This window comes from Streptomyces sp. McG3 (assembly GCF_018619185.1).
Lineage (GTDB): Bacteria > Actinomycetota > Actinomycetes > Streptomycetales > Streptomycetaceae > Streptomyces.
On the sequence record NZ_JAAXYC010000023.1, the window covers coordinates 1 to 25175 of the forward strand.

Below are 25175 nucleotides of genomic sequence, written 5' to 3' on the forward strand. Positions count from 1 at the left end.
GGGCGGGGCCCCTGGGGAGTCCCCCGGGCCCCGGAAGCGCCCCGCGAGGTCTGTCCCCGCGCCGGAAGTTGCGGCACCCTGGGCTCCGGTCAACTCGCCTAGACAGAAAGGCACTTCGCACTTCGCGTTCCGCGCCTCGCACCCCACTGCCCGGTTGTCGACCCGGAGGTTCCCTCACCCATGCGCTCGACCCGCACCAGTCTGCTGGCCCTGCTGGCGCTCCTCGGAGGCCTGCTCACCGTGACCGCCACCGCGAGCCCCGCCGCGGCCGCCCCCAACTTCAAGGCGCCCTACGGCTGCGGCCAGCAATGGACGTACAGCCATCACTCCGCCGAGGTCAGACAGGCTCTCGACTTCGTCCGCACGGACGGCGGGGCCACCGCGGGCTCCCCGGTCCTCGCCTCGGCCGCCGGAACCGCCTACCGCTACTCCCAGCCGAGCGGCGCGGGCAACTACATCGCGGTCGAGCACGGTGGCGGCTGGAAGACGTACTACTTCCACCTCGCCGCGTTCTCCGTCGCCAACGGGGCCCAGGTCGCCCAGGGCCAGCAGATCGGCACCACCGGCTCCACGGGGAACAGCTCCGGCGCCCACATCCACTACGAGCAGCTCTACAACGGCGTCGGCCAGAACATCGTGATCAACGGCCAGTCACTCGCCCCGTACCCCGGCTCGTACTACAACAAGTACCTGACCAGCGACAACGGTTGCGGTGGCAGCGGCGGCAAGCACTGGGTCGACACCTTCGCCAACGCCACCGGCTACGCCGCCGCCAACACGGCCGACGCCCAGGGCGTCCTGAACGCCGGTACGAACTACGTGTACTGCAAGGTGTGGGGCGCGCGGGTCGGCACGGCCACCCAGTTCAACCACTGGTGGCTGCGCACCGACCTGGACACGGTGTACGCGGGCAAGAACGGCCGCAACGCGTACGTCTCCGCCTACTACCTCTCCCGCTGGGGCAACGACGAGGCCCGCGACAACAACGGGGCGGTGATCCCGGACTGCTGAGCCGGGGCGGGGCCCGCGGTGTGGCGCGCCACGGTTTGGCGTGAAAGCCGTCGAGCAAGATCCGTGCGGCCTGGCACCCTGGCTGTACGGGCCCGACGGCGGAAGTTCCGGGGGCAGGGGACCTCACGAAGGAGCGGGCCGTATGGCGACCGTCGTCGATCTGTTCACGTACCCCGTCAAGGGGTGCGCGGGAACGTCCGTGGACAGTACGCACCTCACGCCGGCGGGTCTCGCGCACGACCGCAGCTTCATGGTCGTCAGCGTCGACGGGGTCTACCGCACCCAACGCCGCGACCCCCGCCTCGCCCTCGTCCGGCCCACGATCAGCGCCGACGGCAGCAGGCTCACGCTCGGATCGGCGGGGCGGGAGAGCGGCGAGGGCGGGGCCGACGTTCGCGGTGGTGACGACGAGCTGCACCTCGACGTCACCACGTCCGCGCCCCGCCGCGAGGTCGACCTCTTCGGCGCGACGTTCCAGGGCATCGACCAGGGCGAGGAGGCCGCGGCCTGGCTCTCGGACTTCCTGGGCGTCCCGAGCCGGCTGGTCCGCGTGCCGCCGGAGCACGACCGCAAGACCGACGGCCTGACCCCGGGCACGTCGGGATACGCGGACAGCAGCGCCGTCCATCTGCTCTCCCGCGCTTCGCTCGCCCACCTGCACGCGCGGATGGCCGAGCGCGGCGCCCCGCCTCTGGCCATGGACCGCTTCCGCCCGAACATCGTCATCGACAGCCATCCCGAGGGACGCCATGGCGAGGACTGGGCGGCGGAACCCCACGCCGAGGACCGGATCCGCCGCATGACCATCGGCGCGGCCGACCTGGGTTACACCAAGCTCGCCGTCCGCTGCGCGGTCACCCTCGTCGACCAGGAGGCCGGGGCCCGGGGCGGCCCGGAGCCGCTGCGGACCCTCGCGGGCTACCGGCGGGCGGCGGGCGGCGGGGTGGTGTTCGGCGCGAAGTTCTCCGTGGTGCGGCCGGGGAAGCTGTCGGTGGGCGACGAAGTGGCCGTCGAGGAGTGGGGCGACGCGGAGGCCTGACGCCTGCCTCGAAAACCACCGCCGAACCGCATGACCAGGGGCCGGCCGAGCTCGTGTACACCAAGAGCGGCACGGATGACTGAAGGCTTCTCGGGACGGACCGGCGACCGGGCGTCAACGGTCAGGGCGGAGCGGGAGTCCACGTGCGGAGGCGCATGCGGGGAAAGCTCCTGTGATGCGGCGGCCCGGCGGCCGCGGTGACCCGCGTCAGTAGGCTGCTGATCATGAGTAGAGAAATCGCGCAGGCGTGGGACCGGGTCGAGCGCTGGCTCGCGGAGAACGCGCCCGGCTCTCACCGCTCCTTGAGGGCGCCGGCCGCAGGTCCCGATATCGACCGGGCCGGCGAGTACGTGCCCGTCCACGACGACCTCCGGTTCCTGCTCACCGTCCATGACGGGACGGAGGGGTATGAGGTCGAGGGGGATGACGAGGGCGAGGTGAATCCTGCGGCGTGGCTGCCGGGAGGGTGTGAATGGCTCTCCTCGGAGCGGATGCTCGGCGTGCCGGCTGTTGCCCTGCGGGGTGTGCCGCGGCCGGACTGGGCTCCGTGGGCCGCGCCGGGCGATGCCGAGACCGGATTCGCCGTCGACGCCGCTACGGGGCAGGTGAGGCGCTTTCCCGACGAGGGGGCGGCGCCGGTGGGGTCGGTCTCTCCCGAGTTCGGTTCCGTCGCCGCGTACCTCGGGGCTGTGGCGGAGGCTCTTGAGTCGGGGACCGGTCCTCTGGTCACCCCGGATCACCAGCCCGGCATCGCGCTCGGCTGTCTGCTGTGGGAGGACCCGGAGCGGGTGTCGCTCGACGAAGCGGAGTGGCGTCCGCTGCACGGGTAGGAGCAGGGGTAGCACGTGCTGGGCGGGGGCGACCGACGCCGCCCCCGCCCGTTCACGCCGCGCGTGGAATCACTTCTGCATCTTGCACGTGACTTCGGCCTTGGACGTGTCGCATCCGACGAACCATTCGTTGCCCGGGTCGACCCAGAACGCGTCCTTGTCGAGCATGCGCATCTTCGACAGGAACGGGTTCAGGCCGACCGACATCCGGTCCATCGAACCGCCGTTGACCGCGTTGGACATGGAGGAGCGTCCGCAGGTCTCATCCCAGGTGGGAGGGTCGTAGCGGGTGTCGTCGACCAGGTGCTCGGAGCCGTTGTCCGCCTTCACCGCCGCGGTCTGGACGCACTCGCCACCGCCGTTCGCCCCGGCCGGCATCTTCCCGCCGACCGACGCCGGCATACCGGGGGACTCGTACGTCGCGGCGAACGGATACTCGTCGCAGGAGATCGAGTCCGGCCTTCCCGTGGCGATCAGCTCGTGGTGCAGGAAGGTGTTCGGGTGATTGAGGAAGCGCTTCTTCGGCACCCATCCGTCGGTCCGCTTCGAACCGGACTTCGGGCACATCACCTTCTCCCGGGAGTGATCCTTGTTGTACCCGTTGGCCGGGCGTGACGGGGTCGTCTCGCCCGACTTGGGGCCGGGGATGTAGTGCAGGGGGTTCTGCGGACTCGCGCCGAGGCCCTGATACTTGGCCTTGTTCTGGATCAGCCAGGCGTGCGCGGCGGCGGCCGGGTAGTTGGCCGCGTTGAACTTGTAGCCGGGTGCGTAGTCGGGGAGCACGCAGCCGTGCGTCGCGTACACCTTGTCGCACCGTACGCCGACCGCGGTCGAGGTGATCTCGACGCTGTCCCAGGTGCCGCCCTTGCCGGGGTCCACGACCTCCTGCTCACTGGTGAAGATCCCGTACACGTCCACGGGGAACTTCTTCGACAGGTCGATGTCCCGCTTGCCGGATGCGTCCTGGAGTGACCCGTTCCACTTGTGCGTCACGTTCCCGGAGACGACGCTGGTGTCGTTGTTCCCGTCCCAGATGGGTTCGTTGTCGCCCGCCCAGCTGAAGGACGTGTCCTCCTCCACACATCCGCCGGTGCCCACGCCGCAACGGGCCTTGGTGGCGATCAACTTGATGGAGTCCCCGCCGAAGAACGGCAGGTAGCCGTCGTCGAGCGGCTTGTCGAGCGGCTTCATCTGGACGTACGTCTCCACGAGGCCGCTGTCGCTCGTCCGGTCCACCTGGACCTGGAGCATGACCTCGATGTTCTGCTGGAACTTCTGGAGCCCACCGGAGGTGGGGTCGACCGCCGACAGTTTCCACTGCTCGATCAGGCAGGCGGCGTCCCGGGTGAACAAGGACTTCTGGTTCGCCTTGTCCGGATCGCAGAACGCCTTGTCCTTGATGACCGGACCCGACATCGCCCTGGCCCGGGCCGTACCGCGGTCGCCATCGGCGGCCACGGTCTCGCGCCACGCCTCGGAACGCCCGGCCAGAGGTGTGACCTCCACCGTCATGGAGCCGCCCTGCTCCTTGTTCGTGAAGGTGCGGGCCGCCCCCTTCCTGGCCCTGGACGACGCGACCGCCGCTTCCACGGGGGTGTTGATGTGATCCGGGGCCGTCGCCGTGGTGTCCGGCTGCGGCAGCTCGATATCGACCTTCTGGGCGCGGTTGTAGTCCCGGCTGCCCGCGGTGAAGCCGTAGTCCTTGACCGGGCCCACGTTGTCGGCGCGGTCCACGGAGCGGACCTGCATGGCGTGGTTGCCGTCCGCGGCGGGCGCGGCGCTGTACGACGCGGTCGCCTCCGCCGCCGCCAAGGCCTTCGGCAGGCTGGTGGCCACGGTGGCCCAGCCGAAGTCCGCGGCGTCGTCCTCGTACGGGTCGAGTCGCCACTGGACGTCGCGGGCGTCGGCGACGCCGGTGTTGACGTCGAACGTGCCCGCGATGCCCTTGCCTCCGCCGCCCCAGTTCTCCGGGTAGGTGGCCGACGTCATGCTCTTGGGCTCACCGGGCGCGGTGGTGTCGACGACGAACTCGCGCCACGGCGACCAGTTGAGGTTGTAGTGGCTGTTGTCGTAGGAGTTGGTGCGGAACTTGTAGGTCCTGCCGTCGACGAGCTGACCGGCGGGGACCTTCACGGACGCCCACTCACCCGGATCGACGTCGGCGGAGACGATCGCTCCGTCGCCGGCGGGGGTGGTGATGGGCTTGTTCGTGGCGGCGTCGTAGACCTGGAAGGTGCCGTTGACCTTGTCGCCGTCGGCGTCGGCGAACTTGTCCCGCAGTGTGGGGGTGGTGGAGTTGACCGCCCACACGCCGGCGTACGACTTGAACGGCGCACCGGCCTGCTGGGCGGTGCCGTCACCGGGACGGAAGTTGTAGTTCACCGTGAGCTTGGGCTGATTCGCCGTCGCGTTACGGGAGTTGACCCGCTTCCAGCCCTTGGTGTCGTCCGTCGTCGCGCGTACGCCCATGTGGCCGCGGGTCTGCTTCCCCGAGGCCCACACCTTGACCAGGTCGGTGACGTCGGCCTTGATCCAGCCGTCGGCGGTGTCGGCGCAGCCGGTCGGGTAGCCGGCGGTCTGGGTGGAGGAGGCGTACTGCTGCATCCACTCGGGCTGTTTGGTCCACCGCGAGGCGGAGGAGCCCGCGCCGGTGTTCCACACGGTCCAGCTCTGCGGCTTGCAGTCGGTGGCGCCGGAGTGGAAGTTGTACAGCTGCACGCCGGCGGACGAGACGAGCGCGTCGGCGAACGGCTCGGTGTTCCACGTCATCAGTGTGCGCGCGGTGCGCGGGGTGCCGTCCGGGTTGGTGGTGCCCGGGTTGCCGAAGTCGAGTTCCGTCTCCGCGCCGAGGTCGGTGGTCTCACCCTGCTGCACATAGGTGTCGAAGGTGTTGCCCAGAGCGGAGGTCGACGGGTCCACGGTCACCGGGTACTCGGTGCCGGGGTCCGCGAGGAACTCCGCGTCCGGGGTGACCTCCAGGTCGATGTCGCCGCCGCCGTGGTCGACGACCTTCATGCCGACCCTGGCGCGGTTGTCGTGCTTGCCGGAGATCTTGCCCACGCTCGCGTCCCACATCATCGGGGCGGGCATGGTGGCCTTCTCGGCGCCGGTACCGGCGTCGGTGAACAGGACCGAACCGTCCTTCTGCGCGGTGGCCTTGAGCCCCTTCGCCTTCAGCGGCAGCGTGTACGTGTAGTCGTCGGCCGCGGGCTTCGACCGGAGCTTCACGTACTGCTCGAAGCCGGTGCGGGTGGCCCTGACGATCACGTCGGCGCCGGGCAGCGCGTCCTCGTACGTGGCGGTGGTGCCGTCGAGCACGGGCTCGGGCAGACCGCCCTTCCACTGGAGCGTCACCTGCTCGGCAGCGCTGCCCAGGGTGACCAGGTCACGGCCCGCGGCGTCGTTTGCCGCCCGCAGCGACCGGGCGGGCGTGCCGCTCCCGGAGGCGAGGGTCAGGCCCTCGGGGTGCGCCTTGGCCTCGATGCCACCGGTCTCGGTGGTGGTCAGCGTGGCGTCGACATCGACCCACGCGCCGTCTTGCAGCATGCGCTCAGGACCGGCGCTGACCTCGGAGGTCAGCGTCCCGTCCGGGTGGGCGTAGGTGAGATTGGTCGGCGTGGTCTCGTCCGGGACCAGGGTCGTCCTGCCCGACTTCTCCGCCTCGGCCAGCGCCCAGGGGATACCGCCCTTGCTGTGCTTCTGGGCCCAGGCCAGGTCCGACGCGTAGATCTCGGCGGCACTCGGCTGCGCGACGGCGTCCGCGGTGGCGGCAGCGGGTTCGGCCTCGACGGCCGCGCCGGCCTGACCGGACATCAGCAGCGCGTCGGCGGCGAGCAACAGGGCCGCCATGGCGGCGACATGCGTGCGTCTGTGTTTGGACCGGGGTGTGCGTCCCGGTATGTGCGTGGACAACTCGGAGTCCTTCCCGATCACACCGGTCGGCGTGATCACCGGCAGGAGCGTAGGCGCGGGGTAAGGGCCGACCGGGGAGTTGGCGACTGACTTATTTGAGATGATCACCACGGTTGTCTGGAGGATCGGTCGAGATCCGGCCCGTTCCCCGTGCCGGGGGCGGGGGTTGTACGGATATTCGTGCCGCCTCTGCGCGAGAGTTGCGGAGAGGGTGCGAAGGTGAGGATCAGTTGACCCAAAGGGTCAGGTAGCGGAGAGAAGCAGACGTCGGGCACGGCTGTTCCGGGCGTCTTCTCGGCAGGGCTGTTCCGGCCGCCTCCCCGGAGGCGACCGGTGACGGGGTTCGGCAGCGCGCCTCTTGATCGACGACCGGCGGTGGGACGGGGTCACGAATGACGAGGCTCTTGTCGCGGCGGCGCGGGACGAGGAGCTGAGCGTGGTGTTCCTCGCCGATGGCGTCACCATGCGCTCGCCCCCGCGCCCGCTGCCGGCGCTCGATCTCGGCGCGGACGACGACCAGGACCTCGACCCGGTCCACTACCAGGAGCTGACCGACGCCCCGCGATGTGCGGGTCGTGCCGGGCGCCGTCCACAGGGTCCACGGGAATCTTCAGCTCGCGAACCCGGACTTCCCGGAGTTCGCCGAAGCTGCCGGCGCCGACCCGGAGGGGGTCGTCCGGGACGAGCCGGACTGGTCCGCCGGGTACTGCCGGAGGCCGGCGGCTACCTCGGTTCCAGCGTCCTGGTGGGCCGTCCGGTGGTGCGGGCGACGGTCTCGAAGTCGCCGTCGTGGTGGCTACGCACCCTCCCCGATTGCGTCCAGCCGCGCCCGCAGCTCCGGCGTGAGCGCGATGGCCGCCGCCGCCGTGTTCTCCTCCAGGTGGGCGACGCTGGACGTGCCCGGGATCGGGAGCATCGCCGGGGAGTGGTCCAGCAGCCAGGCCAGGCAGACCTGGGTGGCCGTGACGCCCAGTTCGGCGGCCGCGGCCGCCACCTCCGCGCGGTCGCCCGCCTTGCCCCAGGCCACCGTCCGCCACGGCAGGAAGGCGATGCCCGCCGCCTCGCACGCCGCGAGGACCGGCTCGTGTTCGCGGTCGGTGAGGTTGTAGCGGTTCTGCACGCTCGCGATGTCGACGATCTCCCTGGCCTCGGCCAGCTCGGCGGCCGACACCTCGGAGAGGCCGATCCGGCCCACCTTCCCCGCCTCGCGCAGGTCCCGCAGGGCGCCGAGCTGGTCGGCGAGCGGGGTCTCCGGGTCGATGCGGTGGAGCTGGAGCAGTTCGATCCGGTCGACGCGGAGCCGGCGCAGGGCGTGGTCCACCTCCGCGCGCAGCGACTCCGGGCGGCCGTTCAGGGCCCAGTCACCCGTCCCGGCCAACCGGACGACGCCGACCTTCGTCGTGATCAGGAGGTCGTCCGGGTAGGGGTGGAGCGCCTCCGCCAGCAGCTCCTCGTTGGCCCCGGTCCCGTACATGTGGGCCGTGTCGATCAGCGTGATGCCCAGCTCGACGGCCCGGCGGGCCACGGCGATGGCCGCCTCGCGGTCCTCGGGCCGTTCGGTGGGCAGGTGCATCGCACCGAACCCCAGCCGTCCCACGGTCAGGTCTCCGCCGATACGGAACGTCGTCGGCGATGGCATGTTCGGCATGTCCGCTGGAATCCCCTTGTTTCGGATGGCTTCGCCAACGTAGCCGCCCGTGTCGTGCGGAGGAGGGGATTCAGGGTGTTCCCGGGCCCTGGAGGAGCTGGAGGTAGTTGCCCACCGGGTCCACGATCGTGGAGAAGAACCAGCCGTCCCCGGTGTCCTCGACCGGCCGTACCCAGGTCACCCCGAGCGTGTTGAGGTGTTTCTCCGCCGCCCGGATGTCGCGCACGGTGAGGTTGATCAGCTGCCGGCCCGGTTCGGCGGCCTTGTCCGCCACGTCGTCCCGCTCGTCGAATCCGATGATCGCCCCGGGGCCGACGATCAGGAAGTGCTCCGCCCAGCGGGCGCCCAGGGGCTCCAGTGCGGCGCGGTACCAGGCGATCAGGGCGGCGGAGTCGGTGCTGCCGATGATGACGCCGAGGCCCGTGATGCCCTCGGTGCTGGTGGTGTCGGTGCTGTCGTCGGTGGAAGCCGTCATGGTCGTTCTCCTCGCTCTGCCCATCGTGCGTGCCGTGGTCCGTGGGCCGTCGTGGGCCGTGGGCCGGCCGGACCGACCCCGGTCGGCCGATCTGTCCTGCTTACCACTGCTGACCGCCGGCGGCCGTGAAACTCATCGGTGCCCGTCGCCGGTGCGCCCCGATGTGCTCCCGCCTCTTGTCTGATGGTCCGTCAGGTATGACGATGGCGGCCGTCACCCGGGGCGGACCGCCCCGGGCCGGAGGGGAAGGAGGCCGCCGTGCCGATACTGCCCAGCGGGCCGCTGTCGTACGGGATGCAGCTGCCGGTCCAGTCGCAGAGCGTCATCTACGCGGAACCCTGGGAGGCGGCGGCGACCCCCGCCGATCTCGTCCGCATCGCCCGCGCCGCCGATCACGGCGGTTTCGCCTACATCGCCGGCTGCGATCACGTCGCCATCCCGCGGCGGCTGGCGGACGGCATGAGCACCGTCTGGTACGACCCCGTCGCCACGCTCGCCTTTCTCGCCGGAGTCACCGGGCGCGTCCTCCTGATGAGCCATGTCGCCGTCGTCGGACTGCGCCACCCGCTCGTCACCGCCAAGCAGTACGCCACCCTCGACCACCTCAGCGGTGGCCGGCTGATCCTCGGGGTCGGGGCCGGCCACGTACGGGAGGAGTTCGAGGCGGTCGGGGCGGACTTCGACGGGCGTGGGGGCGTCCTGGACGAGTCGATCGACGCGCTGCGGGCCGCGCTCGGGCCCGAGGAGTACCCGGAGTTCGCGGGGGAGCGGTTCTCGTTCGGCGGGCTCGGGCAGCTGCCCCGGCCGGTCCAGGAACGGGTGCCGATCTGGGTGGGCGGCTCCTCGCCCGCCGCCACCCGCCGGGCCGCCGTGCGCGGGGACGGGTGGCTTCCGCAGGGCGATGCCCGGGACCGGCTGCCCGCGACGATCGCCCGGGTGCACGCCCTGCGGGAGGAGGCGGGCATCGAGGCGCCGATCGTCGTCGGTGCGATCACCGAGCCGGTGTACGTGGGTGAGCCCGGGTGGTCCGTGGGACGGCGGACGCTCACGGGTGAGCCGGAGGCCCTCGCGGAGTCGCTGCGGGAGTACGCGGCGATCGGCGTGCACCAGATCCAGGTGCGCTTCCGGAGCCGGAGCGTGGACGAACTGACCGATCAGATGGCGGCGTTCGGTGCGGACGTGGCCCCCCACCTCGGTACGTGAAGGAGACGGACATGGGCAAGCTGGACGGGCGGGTCGTCCTGGTCACCGGGGCGGCGCGCGGGCAGGGCGAGCAGGAGGCGCGGCTCTTCGTCGAGGAGGGTGCGCGGGTCGTCGTCGCCGATGTGCTGGTCGAGCAGGGGGAGGCGCTGGCGAGGGAGCTGGGGGAGTCGGTCGCCCGGTTCGTCACGCTGGACGTCGGGAACGAGGCGGACTGGGCCGCGGCCGTCGCCGCCACCAAGGACGCCTTCGGGAAGATCGACGGGCTCGTCAACAACGCGGGCATCCTGCGCTTCAACGAGCTGGTCAACACCCCGCTGGCCGAGTTCGAGCAGGTGGTGCGGGTCAATATGACGGGCGCGTTCCTCGGGATACGCGCCGTCGCACCCGAGATCGAGGCCGCGGGCGGCGGGACGATCGTGAACACCTCCTCGTACACCGGCCTGACCGGCATGCCCCTGGTCGGCGCGTACGCCGCTACCAAGCACGCGGTGCTGGGGCTGACCAAGGTCGCCGCCATGGAGCTGGCGGGGAAGGGCATCCGGGTCAACGCCGTCTGCCCGGGGGCCGTCGACACCGCGATGAGCAACCCGGCGCTGCTGGACGCGGACGCCGACCTGTCGACGTCGAGCGCGGCCCTGGACGCGTACTACCGCAAGCTCGTGCCGATGGGGCGGATCGGCCGGCCCGAGGAGGTCGCCGCGCTGGTGCTGTTCCTGACCGGCCCGGATTCCTCGTACGTCACCGGGCAGCCGTTCGTCGTGGACGGGGGGTGGCTGGCGGGGGTCAGCCCGTTCTGACGAAGCGTCAGGTATTGACGGGTCGCGGTGGCGGTGGAACAGTCGGTCGCATCACAATCTGACGGTGCGTCAGAAATACTCGAGGACGGTGAACCTCCGTGGAATTCGGGCTCTTTGTTCAGGGGTACGTGCCCGCCGCGCGTGCCAAGGTGGACCCCGAGGCAGAGCACAAGGCGCTGATCGAGGAGACCGAGTACGTCATCCAGGCGGACAAGTCCGGCTTCAAGTACGCCTGGGCCTCCGAGCACCACTTCCTGGAGGAGTACTCGCACCTCTCCGCCAACGACGTGTACCTCGGCTATCTCGCGCACGCCACCGAGCGCATCCACCTCGGCTCCGGCATCTTCAACCCGCTCGCCCCCGTCAACCATCCGGTGAAGGTCGCCGAGAAGGTCGCGATGCTCGACCATCTCTCCGAGGGGCGCTTCGAGTTCGGCACCGGTCGGGGTGCGGGCAGCCACGAGATCCTCGGGTTCATGCCGGGTATCACCGACATGAACCACACGAAGGAGCTGTGGGAGGAGACGATCGCCGAGTTCCCCAAGATGTGGCTCCAGGACGAGTACGTCGGCTTCCAGGGCAAGCACTGGTCCCTGCCGCCGCGCAAGATCCTGCCGAAGCCGTACGGGAAGTCCCACCCGGCCATGTGGTACGCGGCCGGGTCGCCGTCCTCGTACGCCATGGCGGGCAAGAAGGGGCTCGGCGTGCTGGGCTTCAGCGTGCAGAAGGTCTCCGACATGGAGTGGGTCGTCGAGTCCTACAAGAACGCGGTCAAGGACGCCGAGCCGGTGGGCGCGTTCGTCAACGACAACGTGATGGTGACGTCCACCGCGATCTGCGCCGAGACGCACGCCAAGGCGGTGGAGATCGCGGTCGGCGGTGGGCTCAACTACCTCCAGTCGCTGCTGTTCCGCTACCACGACACGTTCCCCCGGCCGGAGGGGATTCCGGAGTGGCCGCAACTGCTGCCGGAGTACACCGAGGAGATCGTCGAGCTGCTCATCGCGGAGGAGCTGATGATCTGCGGGGATCCCGACGAGGTGCTGAAGCAGTGCCGGCGGTGGGATCGGGCGGGGGCGGACCAGTTGAGCTTCGGGCTGCCGATCGGGATCAGTCCCGAGGACACGATGAACACGATCCGGTTGATCGGGGAGCACGTGATTCCGCAGATCGATACGGATCCCGTGCATCGGACCTCGCGGTTCCGGGCCGCGGGCTGACCCTCTCGGGGCGCTGCCCCGGACCCCGCTCCTCAAGCGCCGGAGAGGCTGAGGAGACTCGCCTCAAACGTCGGCGGGGCTGGATCGTGCCCCCAGGGCCGGATCGCGCCTAGCGGCCGGACGACCAAGCCGCTCCGGCGATTGAGGCGCGGGGGTGCGGGGGCGGAGCCCCCGCGGACAAGCCGGGCGGCGTCTTCCCGGACCGTCGCCCTGATGAGCCGGGGTGCGTACCGCGGCCAGAAGCGTGCGCACCCCGGCTGTCCCACCGAGCCGGAGAAGGAACCCCGAGAAGGGAACCGTCATGCTCGACCACCTCATCCGCCGCGCGACCGTCGTGGACGGCACCGGCGGCCCCGCCCGCACCGCCGACGTCGGCATCCGCGACGGCCGGATCGCCGTCGTCGCCGAGCCGGGGACCCTCACCGAAGAGGCCGTCACCAGCGAGGACGCCGACGGGCTCGTCCTCGCCCCCGGCTTCGTCGACCCGCACACCCACTACGACGCCCAGCTCTTCTGGGACCCCTACGCCACCCCCTCCATGAACCACGGCGTCACCACCGTCGCGGGCGGCAACTGCGGGTTCACCCTCGCCCCGCTCCACCCCGACCGGCCCGAGGACGCCGACTACACCCGGCGGATGATGTCCCGGGTCGAGGGCATGGCGCTGGCCGCGCTGGAGGACGGCGTCGACTGGACCTGGTCCACCTTCCGCGAGTACCTCGACGCCCTCGAAGGGCGCATCGCCGTCAACGCCGGGTTCATGGTCGGGCACTGCGCCCTGCGCCGGCACGTCATGGGCGCGGACGCGGTCGGCGGGCAGCCCACGCCCGCGCAGCTGGACGCCATGCTCGCGCTGTTCCACGACGCGATGGACGCCGGGGCCTGGGGGCTCTCCACCACCCAGTCCTCCACCCACTCCGACGGCGACGGCGAGCCCGTCGCCTCCCGGCACGCCCGGCCCGAGGAGCTGCTCGCCCTCTCCCGCGCGGTCGGCGAGCACGAGGGGACCCAGCTGGAGGCGATCGTCGCCGGGTGCCTGGACCAGTTCTCCGACGAGGAGATCGACCTCTTCGTCGACATGACCGCCGCCGCCGGCCGCCCGCTCAACTGGAACGTCCTCACCATCGACGCCGCCGTCCCCGAACGCGTACCGCGCCAGTTGGTTCCGAGTGAGCGTGCCCGCCGCGCCGGCGGGCGGATCGTGGCCCTCACGATGCCCATCCTGACGCCGATGAACATGTCGCTCGGCACCTTCTGCGCCCTCAACCTCATCCCCGGCTGGGGCGAGATCCTCGCCCTTCCCGTCCCCGAGCGCATCGAACGCCTCCGGGACGCCGGCACCCGCGCCGAGATGCTGCGCCGCGCCGACAGCAAGGAGGCCGGGGTCTTCCGCCGGCTCGCGAACTTCGGCCGGTACGTCATCGGGGACACCTACAGCGCCGCCAACGAGGGGCTCAGCGGCCGCGTCGTCAACGACATCGCCGCCGAGCGCGGCCAGGACGCCTTCCACTGCCTGGTCGAGATCTGTGCCGCCGACGATCTGCGCACGGTCCTGTGGCCGATGCCGACCGACAACGACCCGGACTCCTGGGCGCTGCGGCAGCGGACCTGGGAGCACGAGGACGTCTTGCTCGGCGGCTCCGACGCGGGCGCGCACCTGGACCGGATGTGCGGAGCCCCGTACACCACGCGTTTCCTCGGCGACTGTCTGCGCGGGCGGAAACTCGTCTCCCTGACAGCCGCCGTCAAGATGCTCACCGACGACCCGGCGCGGCTCTTCGGGCTGCGTGGGCGCGGCCGGATCGAGGAGGGCTTCCACGCCGACCTCGTCCTCTTCGACCCCGAGCGGATCGACGCCGGGCCCGCCACCCTCGTCCACGACCTGCCCGGGGACAGCCCGCGCCTGGACTCCAAGGCCATCGGGATCGTCTCCGTGCGCGTCAACGGGGTCGAGACCCTGCGCGACGACAAGGTGACGGGGGCGGTGCCGGGGACGGTGCTGCGCTCGGGCCGTGACACCCGGACGGTGAGTACGGCGTGAACCACGTGCCTGAGCGGTTGTTCGTCGGCGGCGAGTGGGTCGAGCCCGCCGGCGGCCATTACGAGGTGATCGACCCCGCCACCGAGGAGGTCGTCGGCCTCGCCCCCGAGGCGAGCCGCGCCCAGGTGTACGAGGCCGCCGCGGCAGCGCGCGACGCCTTCGGGCCCTGGTCGCGGACCCGGCCCGAGGAGCGCGCCGCGATCCTCGACCGGGCCGCCGACATCGTCCGGCGGGACTTCCTCGCCCACGCCGAGGTCGCGCGGGCGGAGAGCGGCGCCACCGCCTCCACTGCCCGGTCCATGCAGGTGGGGGTGGGCATCGCCCGCTTCCGGCGGTACGCGCGCGGGGCCCTGGAGCCCGTCGAGGAGGCCGTCGCACCCCAGATCAACGAGGCCGGGCCGATGGGGCGGGCCGGGGTCTTCGGGGCGCTGGCAGTCCGCCAGCCGGTCGGCGTGATCACGTGCATCACCTCGTACAACAACCCCTGGGCCAACCCGGCGGGCAAGATCGCGCCCGCGCTCGCGATGGGCAACACGGTCCTGGTGAAGCCCGCCCCGCAGGACCCGCTCTCCGTCTACCGGATGGCCGCCGCCCTCGCGGAGGCGGGTGTTCCGCCGGGGGTGGTGAACGTCGTCACCGGGTCGGGCGCGGAGGCGGGGGAGGCCTCCGTCGACTCACCCGACGTCGACATGGTCAGTTTCACCGGGTCCACCGCCGTGGGGCAGCGCATCGCGGAGGTGTGCGGGCGCGGGATGAAGCGGCAGCTGATGGAGCTGGGCGGCAAGGGGGCGGCTCTCGTCCTCGACGACGCCGATCTGGACTCCGCCGTCGCGGGCATCGGCACGACGTTCTCCTTCTACAGCGGACAGATCTGTACGGCTCCGACCCGCGTCCTGGTCCACCGGTCCCGGCAGGACGAGCTGACCGCCGCGCTCACCGCGTACGCGAACCGGCTCACCGTCGGCGATCCCCGCGACCGGGCCACCGTCGTCGGCCCGGTCATCTCCGCGGCCCACCGCGACCGCGTAGAGGCGTACGTGGAGCTGGGCCGGAAGGAGGGCGCGCGGGTCGTCACGGGCGGCGTCCGGCCCGGCCACCTGGACCGGGGCTTCTACGTGGCGCCCACGCTGCTGGCCGACTGCACCCCGGACATGCGGGTGGTCCGCGAGGAGATCTTCGGGCCGGTCGTGGTGGTCGTCCCCTTCGACGACGAGGAGGAGGGCGTCGCCCTGGCCAACGACAGCGACTACGGCCTCATCGACTACGTGTGGTCCGGCGACGTGGCCCGCGCCTTCCGGATCGCCCGCCGGCTGCGCGCGGGCGGGGTCGGCGTCAACACGGTCGGGCGGAACATGGAGGCCCCGTTCGGAGGGTTCAAGAAGAGCGGGGTGGGGCGGGACGTGGGCTCGTACGCGCTGCACGCCTACAGCGAGACGCAGGCGATCGTCTGGCCCGGCTGAGGGCGCCTCCACGGGGCGCGGGAAAATTTTGAATCGGCACAAAACGGACAGTGCTGCGATTACCGTACGTCGTCACGTCCGGTCGAGTGGCATGCATTGCAAGGCTTCACGTGAATGTGACCTTGAATTGGTGAAGCGTTTCTGGGGAGTTGGCTGTCACATCCAAGGGTGAGACGTTGGAGTCTCACGCTCCGGATGTGGATATCGCAGCGCATAGCGTCCTTCCCATGAGTCAGCTGGACGCGCGGCCACGGGCCGGAGACACGGTACGGGGAAGCGCCCCGGCCGACGGCGGTGACGGCCGCGGTGGCGTACGGGGCAAGGGGCTCGGCGGGAACTCCGTCGGCCTCATGGGCAGCGCCGTCATCGGCGTCTCCACCGTCGCCCCCGTCTACTGCCTGACCTCCACCCTCGGCTCCACCGCCGGAGAGGTCGGCGTGCAGATGCCCGCCGTCTTCCTGGCCGGGTTCCTGCCGATGCTGCTCGTGGCCTTCGCCTACCGCGAGCTGAACCGGGCGATGCCGGACTGCGGCACCTCCTTCACCTGGACGGTGAAGGCGTTCGGCCCGCGCGTCGGCTGGATGTGCGGCTGGGGCCTGGTGATCGCGACGATCATCGTGCTGTCCAACCTGGCGGGCGTCGCCACCTCGTACTTCTGGCTGCTCGCGGGGGAGATCACCGGCAGTGCGTCGGTCGCCGCCCTGGACGACAGCAAGCCGGTCCACATCCTCACCTGCCTGGTCCTCATCGCCGTCGCCACCGCCATCAGCTACCGGGGCATGACCGCCACCAAGGGCATCCAGTACGCCCTGGTCGGGCTCCAGTTGGTGGTCCTCGCCGTGTTCGTGGCGATGGCCCTGAGCAAGGCGGGCAGCGGGGGGCCGGACTTCGCCTCCTCGCTCGACTTCTCCTGGTCCTGGCTGAACCCCTTCGCCGTCCGGTCCTTCGCGGCCTTCACCGCCGGGCTGTCCCTCTCGATCTTCATGTTCTGGGGCTGGGACGCCTGTCTGACCGCCAACGAGGAGACCACCGGCAGCGAGAAGACCCCCGGCCGCGCGGCCCTCATCGCGATGGTCGTCCTGGTCGGCTCCTACCTCGCCACCGGCATCGCCGCGCAGATGGCCGTCGGTTCCGGCACCTCCGGGCTCGGCCTCGCCAACCCGGACACCTCCGACAACGTCTTCGCCGCCCTCGCCGGACCGGTGATGGGCCCCGGCCTGGGCGTCCTGCTCTTCCTCGCGGTCCTCGCCTCGGCCGCCGCCAGCCTCCAGACCACGTTCATCCCGGTGGCCCGCACGGTGCTCGCGATGTCCGCGTACGAGGCGATGCCCGCCTCGTACGCCAAGGTCCACCCCCGCTTCAAGACCCCCGGCCGGGCGACGGTCACGGCGGGCATCGGCACCGGCGTCTTCTACACCGTGATGACCCTGGTCAGCGAGCACGTCCTGGTCGACACCATCTACGCGCTCGGCCTCATGATCTGCTTCTACTACGCGCTGACCGCCTTCGCCTGCGCCTGGTACTTCCGCGCCGAACTGACCCGCTCCGCCCGGGACCTGGTCTTCAAGGGCCTCTTCCCGCTGCTCGGCGGAACCCTGCTCGCCGCCGTCTTCGCCAAGACCCTCTACGACATGTGGGACCCGGCGTACGGCTCCGGATCCTCGGTCCTCGGCGTCGGATCGGTGTTCGTCATCGGGGTGGGGCTGCTGCTCCTCGGCGTCGTGCTGATGGTCGCGATGGAGCGCCGCAGCCCGGCGTTCTTCCGGGGCGAGGTCCTGACGAAGGAGACCCCGGCCCTCGTGGTCGAGGACTGATCCCCCGGCCCGCGCGACGCCTCGTACGATGAGGCCATGACACGAGGTTCGACGGGGCGATGGCTCCAGGCGGTCGGGATCGCCCACGGCGCCATCGGCGCGGTGATCTACCGCGACGTGCTCGCCGACCTCGGGCGGGACGTGGTCGGCTCCGTGCCCGACCGGGGCGACCGTGCCGCCGCCTTCTGGTTCATGGCCGCCGCCCCCACCCTGTGGCTGGGCGGCCGGCTGCTCCGCTCGGCGGAGGAGCACGACGACGTCCCGGCCCAGCGCGCGGCGGGCATCGCCCTGGCCGCCGTCGGCGTGGTGGGCACGGTGGCCATGCCGAAGAGCGGGTTTCCGAGCCTGGTGGGGATCGGCGGCGTCCTGCTGCGCAGGTCGCTGCGGTCCGGGGGCGCACAGGTGCGCACGGCGGGCGCCGGAGCGGCCGGAACCCCCGGGACCGCCCCGGCGCCGCAGCGGCCGGGCCCCTACGGCCGCCAGTAACCCAGCGCGCTCACCCGGTCCTTGGGCAGGCCCAGCTCCTTGCGGAGGTACGCCGACAGGGTCCGGGTGGTCGCCGTGTCGCAGGCGACCCAGACGTACACGTCCGTGCGGTCCTCGCCCAGCAGCTCCGGCAGGGCCGCCTTCACCTCGGAGACGAGGAGCGCGCCCGCCTCGCGGCGCTCCACGTGGTGCAGGGTGTGGTGGGCCCCGTCGAGGCGGAACGGCAGTTTCCGGTCCTCCTCGTGCGCGGTCTCGAACCAGATCGTCGCCGGCGTCGACGGGACCGCTTCCAGCAGGGAGTTGATCGCCGGCAGCGCCGCCGCGTCACCGATCACGAAGAGCCGCGAGGGCGCCGGGTCGGGCAGGGTGAAGCCGGTGCCCTGGAGTGTCGCGTCGACCGTTTCGCCGATCCCGACGGTCTTCGCCCAGTCGCAGGCAGGGCCCTCGTGCAGGGCGAATTCCAGACTGAACGTGCCCGCCTCCGGGTCGGGGTCGACCAGGGTGTAGGCGCGCTGATGGGGTTTGCCGTCCTTCTCGAACCACAGCCGCACCCACATCGTCGGGTGCGCCCCGCCCGTCGCGGCGAGCAGTCCGCCGTCGGTCACGTGGACCCGGTGGAAGCGGTCCGTGACCTGCTCCGTGCCGGTCACCGTGAACGTGAAGTCACGCCCCCTGAACAGTTTGAGAACGACGCCTTCCCAGCCATGCCCCACGGTGTCTCCTGCCTCGCCCCGGTGCCCCGGCCCACTGCCCAAAAGGTCACTTTAGGTTAGGCTAACCTAAATCCCGGAGGCTGGGGAGTGGCTGAAAACCACCGGATGCAGGGGATGGGCGAAACGATGACGACCGGCGTCGACAGCGAGAGACCGGGCGCGGGCGCGCACGGCGGTTCCGAGGCGTCCCGGGGCGGCGCGCAAGCGTCCCCCGGGGACTTCGAGATCTTCCGCGACGACTGGGGGATACCGCACCTGCGGGCCCCCGACGCCCTTGCGCTGGCCCGCGCCCAGGGGTACGCCACCGCTCTCGACCGGGCCTGGCAACTGGAGACCGAGCGGCACCGGTTGCTCGGTACCAGCGCCTGCGGTCTCGGTGCGGAAGCCGTCGGCTGGGACCGGTTCGTCCGGCGGGCCCGGCTCGCCGACACCGCCCGCCGCTGCTTCGACCGCCTCGCGCCGGAGACCGCCGCCTGGGTGGGGGCGTACGTCGACGGCGTCAACGACGGCCTCGCCGAAGGGGCCGCCCACGCACCCGAGTTCGCCGCGGTGGGCCTCGCCCCGGGCCGCTGGGAGCCCTGGACCCCGCTCGGCGTCTGGCTCTCCACACACATCCTGTTCGCCGGCTTCCCGACCAAACTCTGGCGCGAAGAGGTCGCCCGCCGGCTCGGCGACGACCGGATGACCCTCTTCGCGACCGACGGCCCCGGCACCGCCGGCAGCAACGGCTGGCTGCTCACCGGCGCCCGCACCGCCGGCGGCGCCCCGCTCCTCGCGGGCGACCCGCACCGCTTCATCGAGGCCCCCGGCGTCTACCAGCAGATCCGGCTCGCCTGCCCCGAGTTCGACGTCGTCGGGCTCGCGGTCCCCGGCGTCCCCGGGATCGCCCACTTCGGGCACACCGGCGGCGTCGCCTGGGCGATCACCAACGCCATGGCCGACTACCAGGACCTCTACCGGGAGCGGTTGCGCCGCACCCCGGACGGCGGGGTGGAGGCGCTCGGCCCGGACGGCTGGCGCCGGGCCCACGCCCACACCGAGACGATCGAGGTGGCGGGGGCGGACCCGGAGACGGTCGAGGTGATCGAGACGGACCGAGGGCCGGTGATCATAGGGGGCCCTGACGGTGACCCGGACGGTGTCCCGGGCGCGGCCCCGGACGGTGACCCGGACGGTGTCCCGGGCGCGGCCCCGGACGGTGACCCGGACGGTGTCCCGGGCGCGGCCCCGGACGGTGACCCGGGCGCGGCTCTGGGCGGTGACCCGGACGGTGTCCCGGGCGGTGTCCCGGGCGCGGCCCCGGACGGTGACCTGGGCGGCGACCCGGGCGCGGCCCCGGACGATGACCCGGGCGCGGGCCCCGACGGTGACCCGGGCGCGGGCCCCTGCTTCGACGCCTCCGCAGAGGGCTTCTCCGTCAGCCTCCGCCACCCGCCCCGCGTCACCGGCGAGCTGGGCTTCGACGTGCTGCCCGCACTGCTCCGGGCCCGTACGGTCGCCGACCTCGACGCCGCCCTCGACCGCTGGGTCGAACCCGTCAACGTGGTCCTGGCCGCCGACACCGCCGGGGGCGCCCTGCACCGGGTCGCCGGACACGTCCCGGTGCGCCCGTACGTCAACCGGCTGCGGGTGGTCCCGGCCGAGGACCCCGCGTACGGCTGGCGCGAGGGCGAGGCCGTCCCCCTGCCCCGTGCCGAGGCGGGCGGCCCCGGCGGGATCGCGGTGATGGCCAATGAGCGCGGCCTCGCCGCCCCGCTCGGGGTGGAGTTCGCGCCCCCGCACCGGGCCCGCCGCATCCGGGAACTGCTCGGCGCGCGCACGGACTGGACGCCCGCCGCCCTGGCCGCCGTCCACACCGACACCCGCCTCGCCTCGTCCCGCCCCCTGTTGTCCCTGCTCGCCTGGGCCCCCGGCCTCGGCCCGGCCGCCGAGCGCCTCCGGGACCGGCTGCTGCGCTGGGACCGCCACATGGACGCGGACAGCACCGACGCGGCCCTCTACGCCCGCCTCCGCACCGACGTCGTCCACCGGCTGGCCGGCCACCCCGCCCTGAAGGGCGTCACGGGTGCGGACGACCCGTGGCGCTCGGCCGCCCACCCGGCGCTCTTCCGCCCCTGGCTCGCCGCCGTCCCCCGCATCGGCTACGCCCTGGAGAGCCTGCTCACCGTCGGACTCCTGCCGTACGAGGACCGGTTGGCGCTGGTCGCGGCCTCGGCCGAGGCCGTTGCCGCGGCGGCCGAGGAGACTCCGCCCGGCCCGTGGGGCGAACTGCACCGGCTGTCCCCCTGGCAGGCCCTGCCCGACCTCACGCCCGACGACGAGGAGGCCCGGCCGGGGCTCGCGGGCGACCACGACTGCGTGCTGTCCACCTCCGCCGTCCCCGGCGTCACCGACCTGTTCGCCCGGGGCCCGGCCGCCCGCTACGTCTGGGACCTGGCCCGCCGCGAGGACAGCCGGTGGGTCGTCCCGTTCGGCGCGTCCGGAGTCCCCGGATCCGCCCACCACCGCGACCAGACGGCCCGGTGGGCGCGGGGCGCGCTCATCCCGGTCGTCACGGACTGGAACCTGCTGCACCCGACGACCCGCCACCCGGAGGAGAACCCCGCCATGACCGCCCCCGTCACCGCCGACCCCACCGCTCCCGCCCTCCGCGCGGCCGTCCACGAACAGAAGGTCGAGGGCTTCGGGACGGTCCGCCTGGTCCCCGTCGACCCCGCGGCCGACCTCGACCTGCTGCACGGCTGGGTCACCGAGGAGCGGGCCCGCTTCTGGGGCATGGGCGGCCACACCCGCGAGCAGGTGCGGGAGATCTACGAGTTCGTCGACTCGCTCGCCACGCACCACGCCTACCTCGCCCTGCGCGACGGGGTCCCGGCGGCGCTGTTCCAGACGTACGAGCCGGACGCCGACCCGGTCGGCGAGTGCTACGACGTACGGCCCGGCGACTTCGGCATCCACCTGCTGATCGCGCCCGCCGAGGGCGAGGGAGCGGTGACCGGGTACACGGACGCCCTCCTCACCGCGTTCATCGGCTTCGTCTTCGGCGACCCGGCCCGCCTGCGGGTCGTCGTCGAGCCCGACGCCCGCAACGAGAAGGCCCTCGCCCGGATGGTCCGGGCCGGATTCGAGCTGGGCCCGGAGATCGTGAAGCCGGAGAAGACGGCCCGGCTCGCGTTCCTGACGAGGGAGGCCGCGCTGCGACTCGCGTAGCGCGGAGGGGCTCAGGTGGAGGGATCACGAGCGTCGACAACGCTCGTGATCCCTCCACCTACGGCTGATCCCTCCACCTACGGCGCCGGGTCCGCCCCGTCCGGGTGCAGCGCTCCGCCCGGCCGGAACAGCCGCTTGGCCACCGCGTGCCCGGCCTCCGCCGCCATCCGGAACCACGGCTCCGCCGCCGCCAGTCCCTCGCGGTGCTCGACCAGGCGGCCCAGCTCCCACATCGACTCCACATCACCGGCCTTCACCGCCTGCCGCAGCAGCCGTTCGGCCGTGTCGGGACGCCCCTCGGCCCGCGCGGTCAGGGCGAGCCCCCGCAGCGCCCGCACGGCCCGGGCGTCCCCGGCGGCGGCCGCCGCCGCGAGCGCGGCCGGATCGACGGGGCGGCGGGAACGGCTCCGGAACACCAGCAGGATCCCGAGCACCCACATGATCCAGCTCAGGCTGATCAGCGTGCCGTTGCCGGTGACGACCCCCGTCAGGCTCAGCGCTCCGCCCGCCGGCAACAGGAAGTACCCCAGCCCCGGACCCGGTCCCGGCCCCATCGCAACTCCTCTCCGTCCGCTCCCGACGCACACGGACGACGGTCTCGGATTTCCTTGTCGTACGGCATACCTTGGCCCTTCGCACGCATGACGCGCTGACGGACGACGGAGGTGTTCTCGATGCGGATCTCCACAACGATCTTCCTCACCGACGAGACGGTGACCCCGGTCAGGCTCGCCCGCGAGCTGGAACAGCGGGGGTTCGGCGGGCTGTACCTGCCCGAGCACACGCACATCCCGGTGATCCGCAGCACGCCGTACCCGATGGGCGGTGAGCTGCCCCGGGAGTACGGCCGCACCCTGGACCCGTTCGTCGCCCTCGGCCAGGCCGCCGCCGTCACCGAGCGTCTCGCCCTGGGCACCGGCATCACCCTGGTCGCCCAGCACGACCCGATCGACCTGGCCAAGCAGGCGGCCACCCTGGACCACCTCTCCGGCGGCCGGTTCACCCTTGGCATCGGCTACGGCTGGAACGTCGAGGAGGCGGCCGACCACGGGGTCGAGTGGTCGACGCGCCGGGAGCTGGGGCGGGACCGGATGGCCCTGATGCGGGCCCTGTGGGCGGACGAGCCGACCGGGTACGAGGGCGGGTTCGGCTCCGTACGGGCGAGCGAGGCGCACCCCAAGCCGGCCCAGCGGCCCCGCGGCCCGGTCAACGGCCCGCGCACCCTGATCGGCGGCGGGGCGGGCCCGAAGCTGTTCGCGCACATCGCGGAGTACGCGGACGGCTGGCTGCCCATCGGCGGCGGGGGCCTCACCGAGTCCCTGCCGAGGCTGCGGACGGCCTGGGAAGCGGCCGGGCGCGACCCGAAGGGCCCGAAGGTGGTGCCGTACGCGGTGCTGCCCAGCCCGGGGAAGCTCGCCCACTACGCGGAGCTGGGCATCGAGGAGGTCGTTCTCCAGCTGCCCCCTGCGGGCGAGGCGGAGGTCCTGCGGACGCTGGACGACTACGCCGCGTACCTCTGACGGCTACGCCGCGTACCGCCGAGGAGGGGTTGCCCGGGGCCGCCGGTGCAACCGGTCGCGCCCACAGGGCATCCTTGTTCATCGGGGAACGCATACGCGGGCCCGGCCGGCGGACGCCCCGCCGTGCGGACCGGAGCCCGACCGGGTGGGGAGTGGAATGAACAGGCCGTTGCGGCACATAGCCATCTTCTGTGGGCTGCTGGTGCTGGCCCTGCTGCTGCGGGCGAACTGGCTCCAGCACGTCGACCGCCAGGAGCTGGCCCAGCACGAGAACAACGCCCGCGTGCGGTTCGAACGGTTCGCCACCCCGCGCGGCGACATCATCGTCGGCGGCAAGGCGATCACCGGATCGAAGGAGACCGAGAGCCGGGACTACGCGTTCCTCCGGACCAACAAGGACGGCGCGATGTACGCGCCCGTCACCGGGTACGCCTCCCAGTCCCGGGGCACCTCGCTGCTGGAGCGGACCTACGACAGCGTCCTCAGCGGTCAGGACGACCGGTTCGCCTTCCGGCACGCCAAGGACATCCTGACGGGGCAGCCCCGGCGCGGCGGCGACGTGATCACCACGATCGACGCCAAGGCGCAGAAGGCGGCCTACAAGGGCCTGACGGACCTGGGCGCCCGGGGCGCGGTGGTCGCCCTGGACCCGCGCACCGGAAAGGTGCTGTCCCTGGTCTCCACCCCCTCGTACGACCCCGAGACCTTCGCCGGTATCTCCTTCAAGGAGAGCGACCGCTTCACGGCACTGGAGAAGAAGAAGGGCAAGCCGCTGGCCAACCGCCCGCTGCGCGAGACCTACCCGCCCGGCTCCACCTTCAAGATCCTCACGGCCGCGGCGGCGCTGGAGCACGGTGTGGTCACGGACGTGGACGCCCGGACGGACGCGGTCTCGCCGTATCCCCTGCCGCTCTCCACCAACAAGATCGGCAGCGAGGCGGGCGACGCGGTGTGCAACAAGGCGTCGATGAAGACCGCCATGCAGTACTCCTGCAACAACGTCTTCCTCGACGCGGCGTCCGAACTGGGTGAGGACCGGATGCGGGAGACGGCGGAGAAGTTCGGCTTCAACGAGGACGTGTACGCGGAGGAGTTCGGCGACATGCTCGCCACGAAGAGCCTCTACCCGCCGAAGCTCGACAAGCCCGGCACGGCCCTCACCGGCATGGGCCAGGGCAGCCTCACCAGCACCCCGATGCAGATGGCGATGGTCACGGCGGCCCTCGCCAACGACGGCAAGCTGATGCAGCCCTACATCGTCGACGAGCTGCGCGGCCCGGACCTCTCCACGCTGGAGAAGAACGAGCCGATGGAGATGAGCCAGGCCGTCTCGTCCGAGACGGCGAAGAAGGTCCAGGAGATGATGGAGCACACCGCGAAGGAGGGCAGCGCCCAGCGTGCCCTGATCGACGGTGTGACGGTCGGCGGCAAGACGGGCACCGCCCAGCGCGGCGTGAACGTCCGCGACGAGGTCCCGTACGGCTGGTTCGTCAGCTACGGCAAGAAGGACGACGGCCGTTCGGTCGCGGTCGCCGTGTTCATCGACCCGACGGACATGGACATCTCCCGCTCCGACATCTCAGGTGGCCGACTCGGCGCCCCGATCGCGAAGAGCGTGATGCAGGCGGTGCTGGGGGACTGAGAACCCTCCGGGCCGCTCGTTCGGACCGGGCCGGATCGGGGACCGCCGCGGCGGCGCCGAATTGACATGTCGTCCGGTCGCTCAGCTGTGCGATCATCATGTGCCCGCCCCTTCACAGGGCGGGCACATATCGCTGTGCTCAGCGGCCCGCCGA

At 71.8% G+C, this 25175-nt stretch carries 18 protein-coding genes and 2 pseudogenes; 15 read left to right on the plus strand and 5 right to left on the minus strand.

The features are described 5' to 3' along the window. Positions 1-180: 180 nt before the first annotated feature. The 3 genes from HET64_RS06245 (at position 181) to HET64_RS06255 (ending at position 2880) form a co-directional block, all read left to right on the plus strand. On the plus strand, positions 181-1011 hold the full coding sequence (locus HET64_RS06245) for a M23 family metallopeptidase (protein WP_215103037.1): 831 nt from the start codon (positions 181-183) through the stop codon (positions 1009-1011). A 142-nt stretch (positions 1012-1153) separates the two neighbouring features. Next, positions 1154-2050, plus strand: a complete 897-nt coding sequence (locus HET64_RS06250; protein ID WP_215103038.1) for an MOSC domain-containing protein — start codon at positions 1154-1156, stop codon at positions 2048-2050. A gap of 224 nt (positions 2051-2274) precedes the next feature. After that, positions 2275-2880 carry a hypothetical protein gene (locus HET64_RS06255; RefSeq protein WP_215103039.1) on the plus strand — a complete coding sequence of 202 codons (606 nt, stop codon included), beginning with the start codon at positions 2275-2277 and terminating at the stop codon, positions 2878-2880. Between the two features lie 69 nt (positions 2881-2949). Here HET64_RS06255 and HET64_RS06260 read toward each other — a convergent pair whose 3' ends face one another. Then, positions 2950-6831 (minus strand): DNRLRE domain-containing protein, encoded by a 3882-nt coding sequence (locus HET64_RS06260; protein ID WP_215103040.1) that lies wholly within the window; start codon positions 6829-6831, stop codon positions 2950-2952. 319 nt (positions 6832-7150) lie between these two features. On the opposite strand from HET64_RS06260, the pseudogene HET64_RS39995 reads away from it, so the two are divergent. Next, a pseudogene (locus HET64_RS39995) lies at positions 7151-7246 on the plus strand (hypothetical protein); the annotation flags it as partial. A 121-nt stretch (positions 7247-7367) separates the two neighbouring features. Then, positions 7368-7421, plus strand: a pseudogene (locus tag HET64_RS40000) (hypothetical protein); the annotation flags it as partial. Positions 7422-7588: 167 nt separating this feature from the next. Here HET64_RS40000 and HET64_RS06270 read toward each other — a convergent pair. Together HET64_RS06270 and HET64_RS06275 are read right to left on the minus strand one after the other, a co-directional pair. Further along, positions 7589-8431, minus strand: a complete 843-nt coding sequence (locus HET64_RS06270; RefSeq protein ID WP_215103066.1) for an aldo/keto reductase — start codon at positions 8429-8431, stop codon at positions 7589-7591. A 79-nt stretch (positions 8432-8510) separates the two neighbouring features. Next, complete coding sequence (locus tag HET64_RS06275) at positions 8511-8915, minus strand: VOC family protein (protein WP_215103042.1); 405 nt, start codon at positions 8913-8915, stop codon at positions 8511-8513. 258 nt (positions 8916-9173) lie between these two features. Between HET64_RS06275 and HET64_RS06280 the strand changes: the two genes are divergently transcribed. The 7 genes from HET64_RS06280 (at position 9174) to HET64_RS06310 (ending at position 17936) form a co-directional block, all read left to right on the plus strand. Then, positions 9174-10118 carry a TIGR03619 family F420-dependent LLM class oxidoreductase gene (locus tag HET64_RS06280; RefSeq protein ID WP_215103043.1) on the plus strand — a complete coding sequence of 315 codons (945 nt, stop codon included), beginning with the start codon at positions 9174-9176 and terminating at the stop codon, positions 10116-10118. 11 nt (positions 10119-10129) lie between these two features. Further along, positions 10130-10915 carry an SDR family NAD(P)-dependent oxidoreductase gene (locus HET64_RS06285; protein ID WP_215103044.1) on the plus strand — a complete coding sequence of 262 codons (786 nt, stop codon included), beginning with the start codon at positions 10130-10132 and terminating at the stop codon, positions 10913-10915. Between the two features lie 98 nt (positions 10916-11013). After that, the gene (locus tag HET64_RS06290) at positions 11014-12135 is read left to right on the plus strand and encodes an LLM class flavin-dependent oxidoreductase (RefSeq protein ID WP_050358781.1); all 1122 of its coding nucleotides are present in this window, start codon (positions 11014-11016) and stop codon (positions 12133-12135) included. Positions 12136-12436: 301 nt separating this feature from the next. Next, positions 12437-14176 carry an amidohydrolase family protein gene (locus HET64_RS06295; protein WP_215103045.1) on the plus strand — a complete coding sequence of 580 codons (1740 nt, stop codon included), beginning with the start codon at positions 12437-12439 and terminating at the stop codon, positions 14174-14176. Continuing rightward, complete coding sequence (locus HET64_RS06300) at positions 14173-15636, plus strand: aldehyde dehydrogenase family protein (RefSeq protein ID WP_215103046.1); 1464 nt, start codon at positions 14173-14175, stop codon at positions 15634-15636. The genes HET64_RS06295 and HET64_RS06300 overlap by 4 nt, the downstream gene beginning before the upstream one ends. A 227-nt stretch (positions 15637-15863) precedes the next feature. Beyond that, entirely contained in the window at positions 15864-17450 is a 1587-nt protein-coding gene (locus HET64_RS06305) for an APC family permease (protein WP_215103047.1), read from the plus strand. Positions 17451-17486: 36 nt separating this feature from the next. Continuing rightward, entirely contained in the window at positions 17487-17936 is a 450-nt protein-coding gene (locus tag HET64_RS06310; RefSeq protein ID WP_251144871.1) for a DUF6463 family protein, read from the plus strand. Here HET64_RS06310 and HET64_RS06315 read toward each other — a convergent pair. After that, positions 17921-18649 (minus strand): siderophore-interacting protein, encoded by a 729-nt coding sequence (locus HET64_RS06315; protein ID WP_215103048.1) that lies wholly within the window; start codon positions 18647-18649, stop codon positions 17921-17923. The two genes, HET64_RS06310 and HET64_RS06315, sit on opposite strands and share 16 nt — an antisense overlap. Before the next feature lie 126 nt (positions 18650-18775). On the opposite strand from HET64_RS06315, the gene HET64_RS06320 reads away from it, so the two are divergent. Beyond that, positions 18776-21859 (plus strand): GNAT family N-acetyltransferase, encoded by a 3084-nt coding sequence (locus HET64_RS06320; RefSeq protein WP_215103067.1) that lies wholly within the window; start codon positions 18776-18778, stop codon positions 21857-21859. A 77-nt stretch (positions 21860-21936) separates the two neighbouring features. Here the strand turns inward: HET64_RS06320 and HET64_RS06325 are convergent, their stop codons facing one another. Then, positions 21937-22413, minus strand: a complete 477-nt coding sequence (locus tag HET64_RS06325) for a sel1 repeat family protein (RefSeq protein ID WP_215103049.1) — start codon at positions 22411-22413, stop codon at positions 21937-21939. A 120-nt stretch (positions 22414-22533) separates the two neighbouring features. On the opposite strand from HET64_RS06325, the gene HET64_RS06330 reads away from it, so the two are divergent. Next, on the plus strand, positions 22534-23379 hold the full coding sequence (locus HET64_RS06330) for an LLM class F420-dependent oxidoreductase (protein WP_215103050.1): 846 nt from the start codon (positions 22534-22536) through the stop codon (positions 23377-23379). A gap of 157 nt (positions 23380-23536) precedes the next feature. Continuing rightward, positions 23537-25021 carry a penicillin-binding protein 2 gene (locus HET64_RS06335; RefSeq protein WP_215103051.1) on the plus strand — a complete coding sequence of 495 codons (1485 nt, stop codon included), beginning with the start codon at positions 23537-23539 and terminating at the stop codon, positions 25019-25021. Positions 25022-25175: the final 154 nt, after the last annotated feature.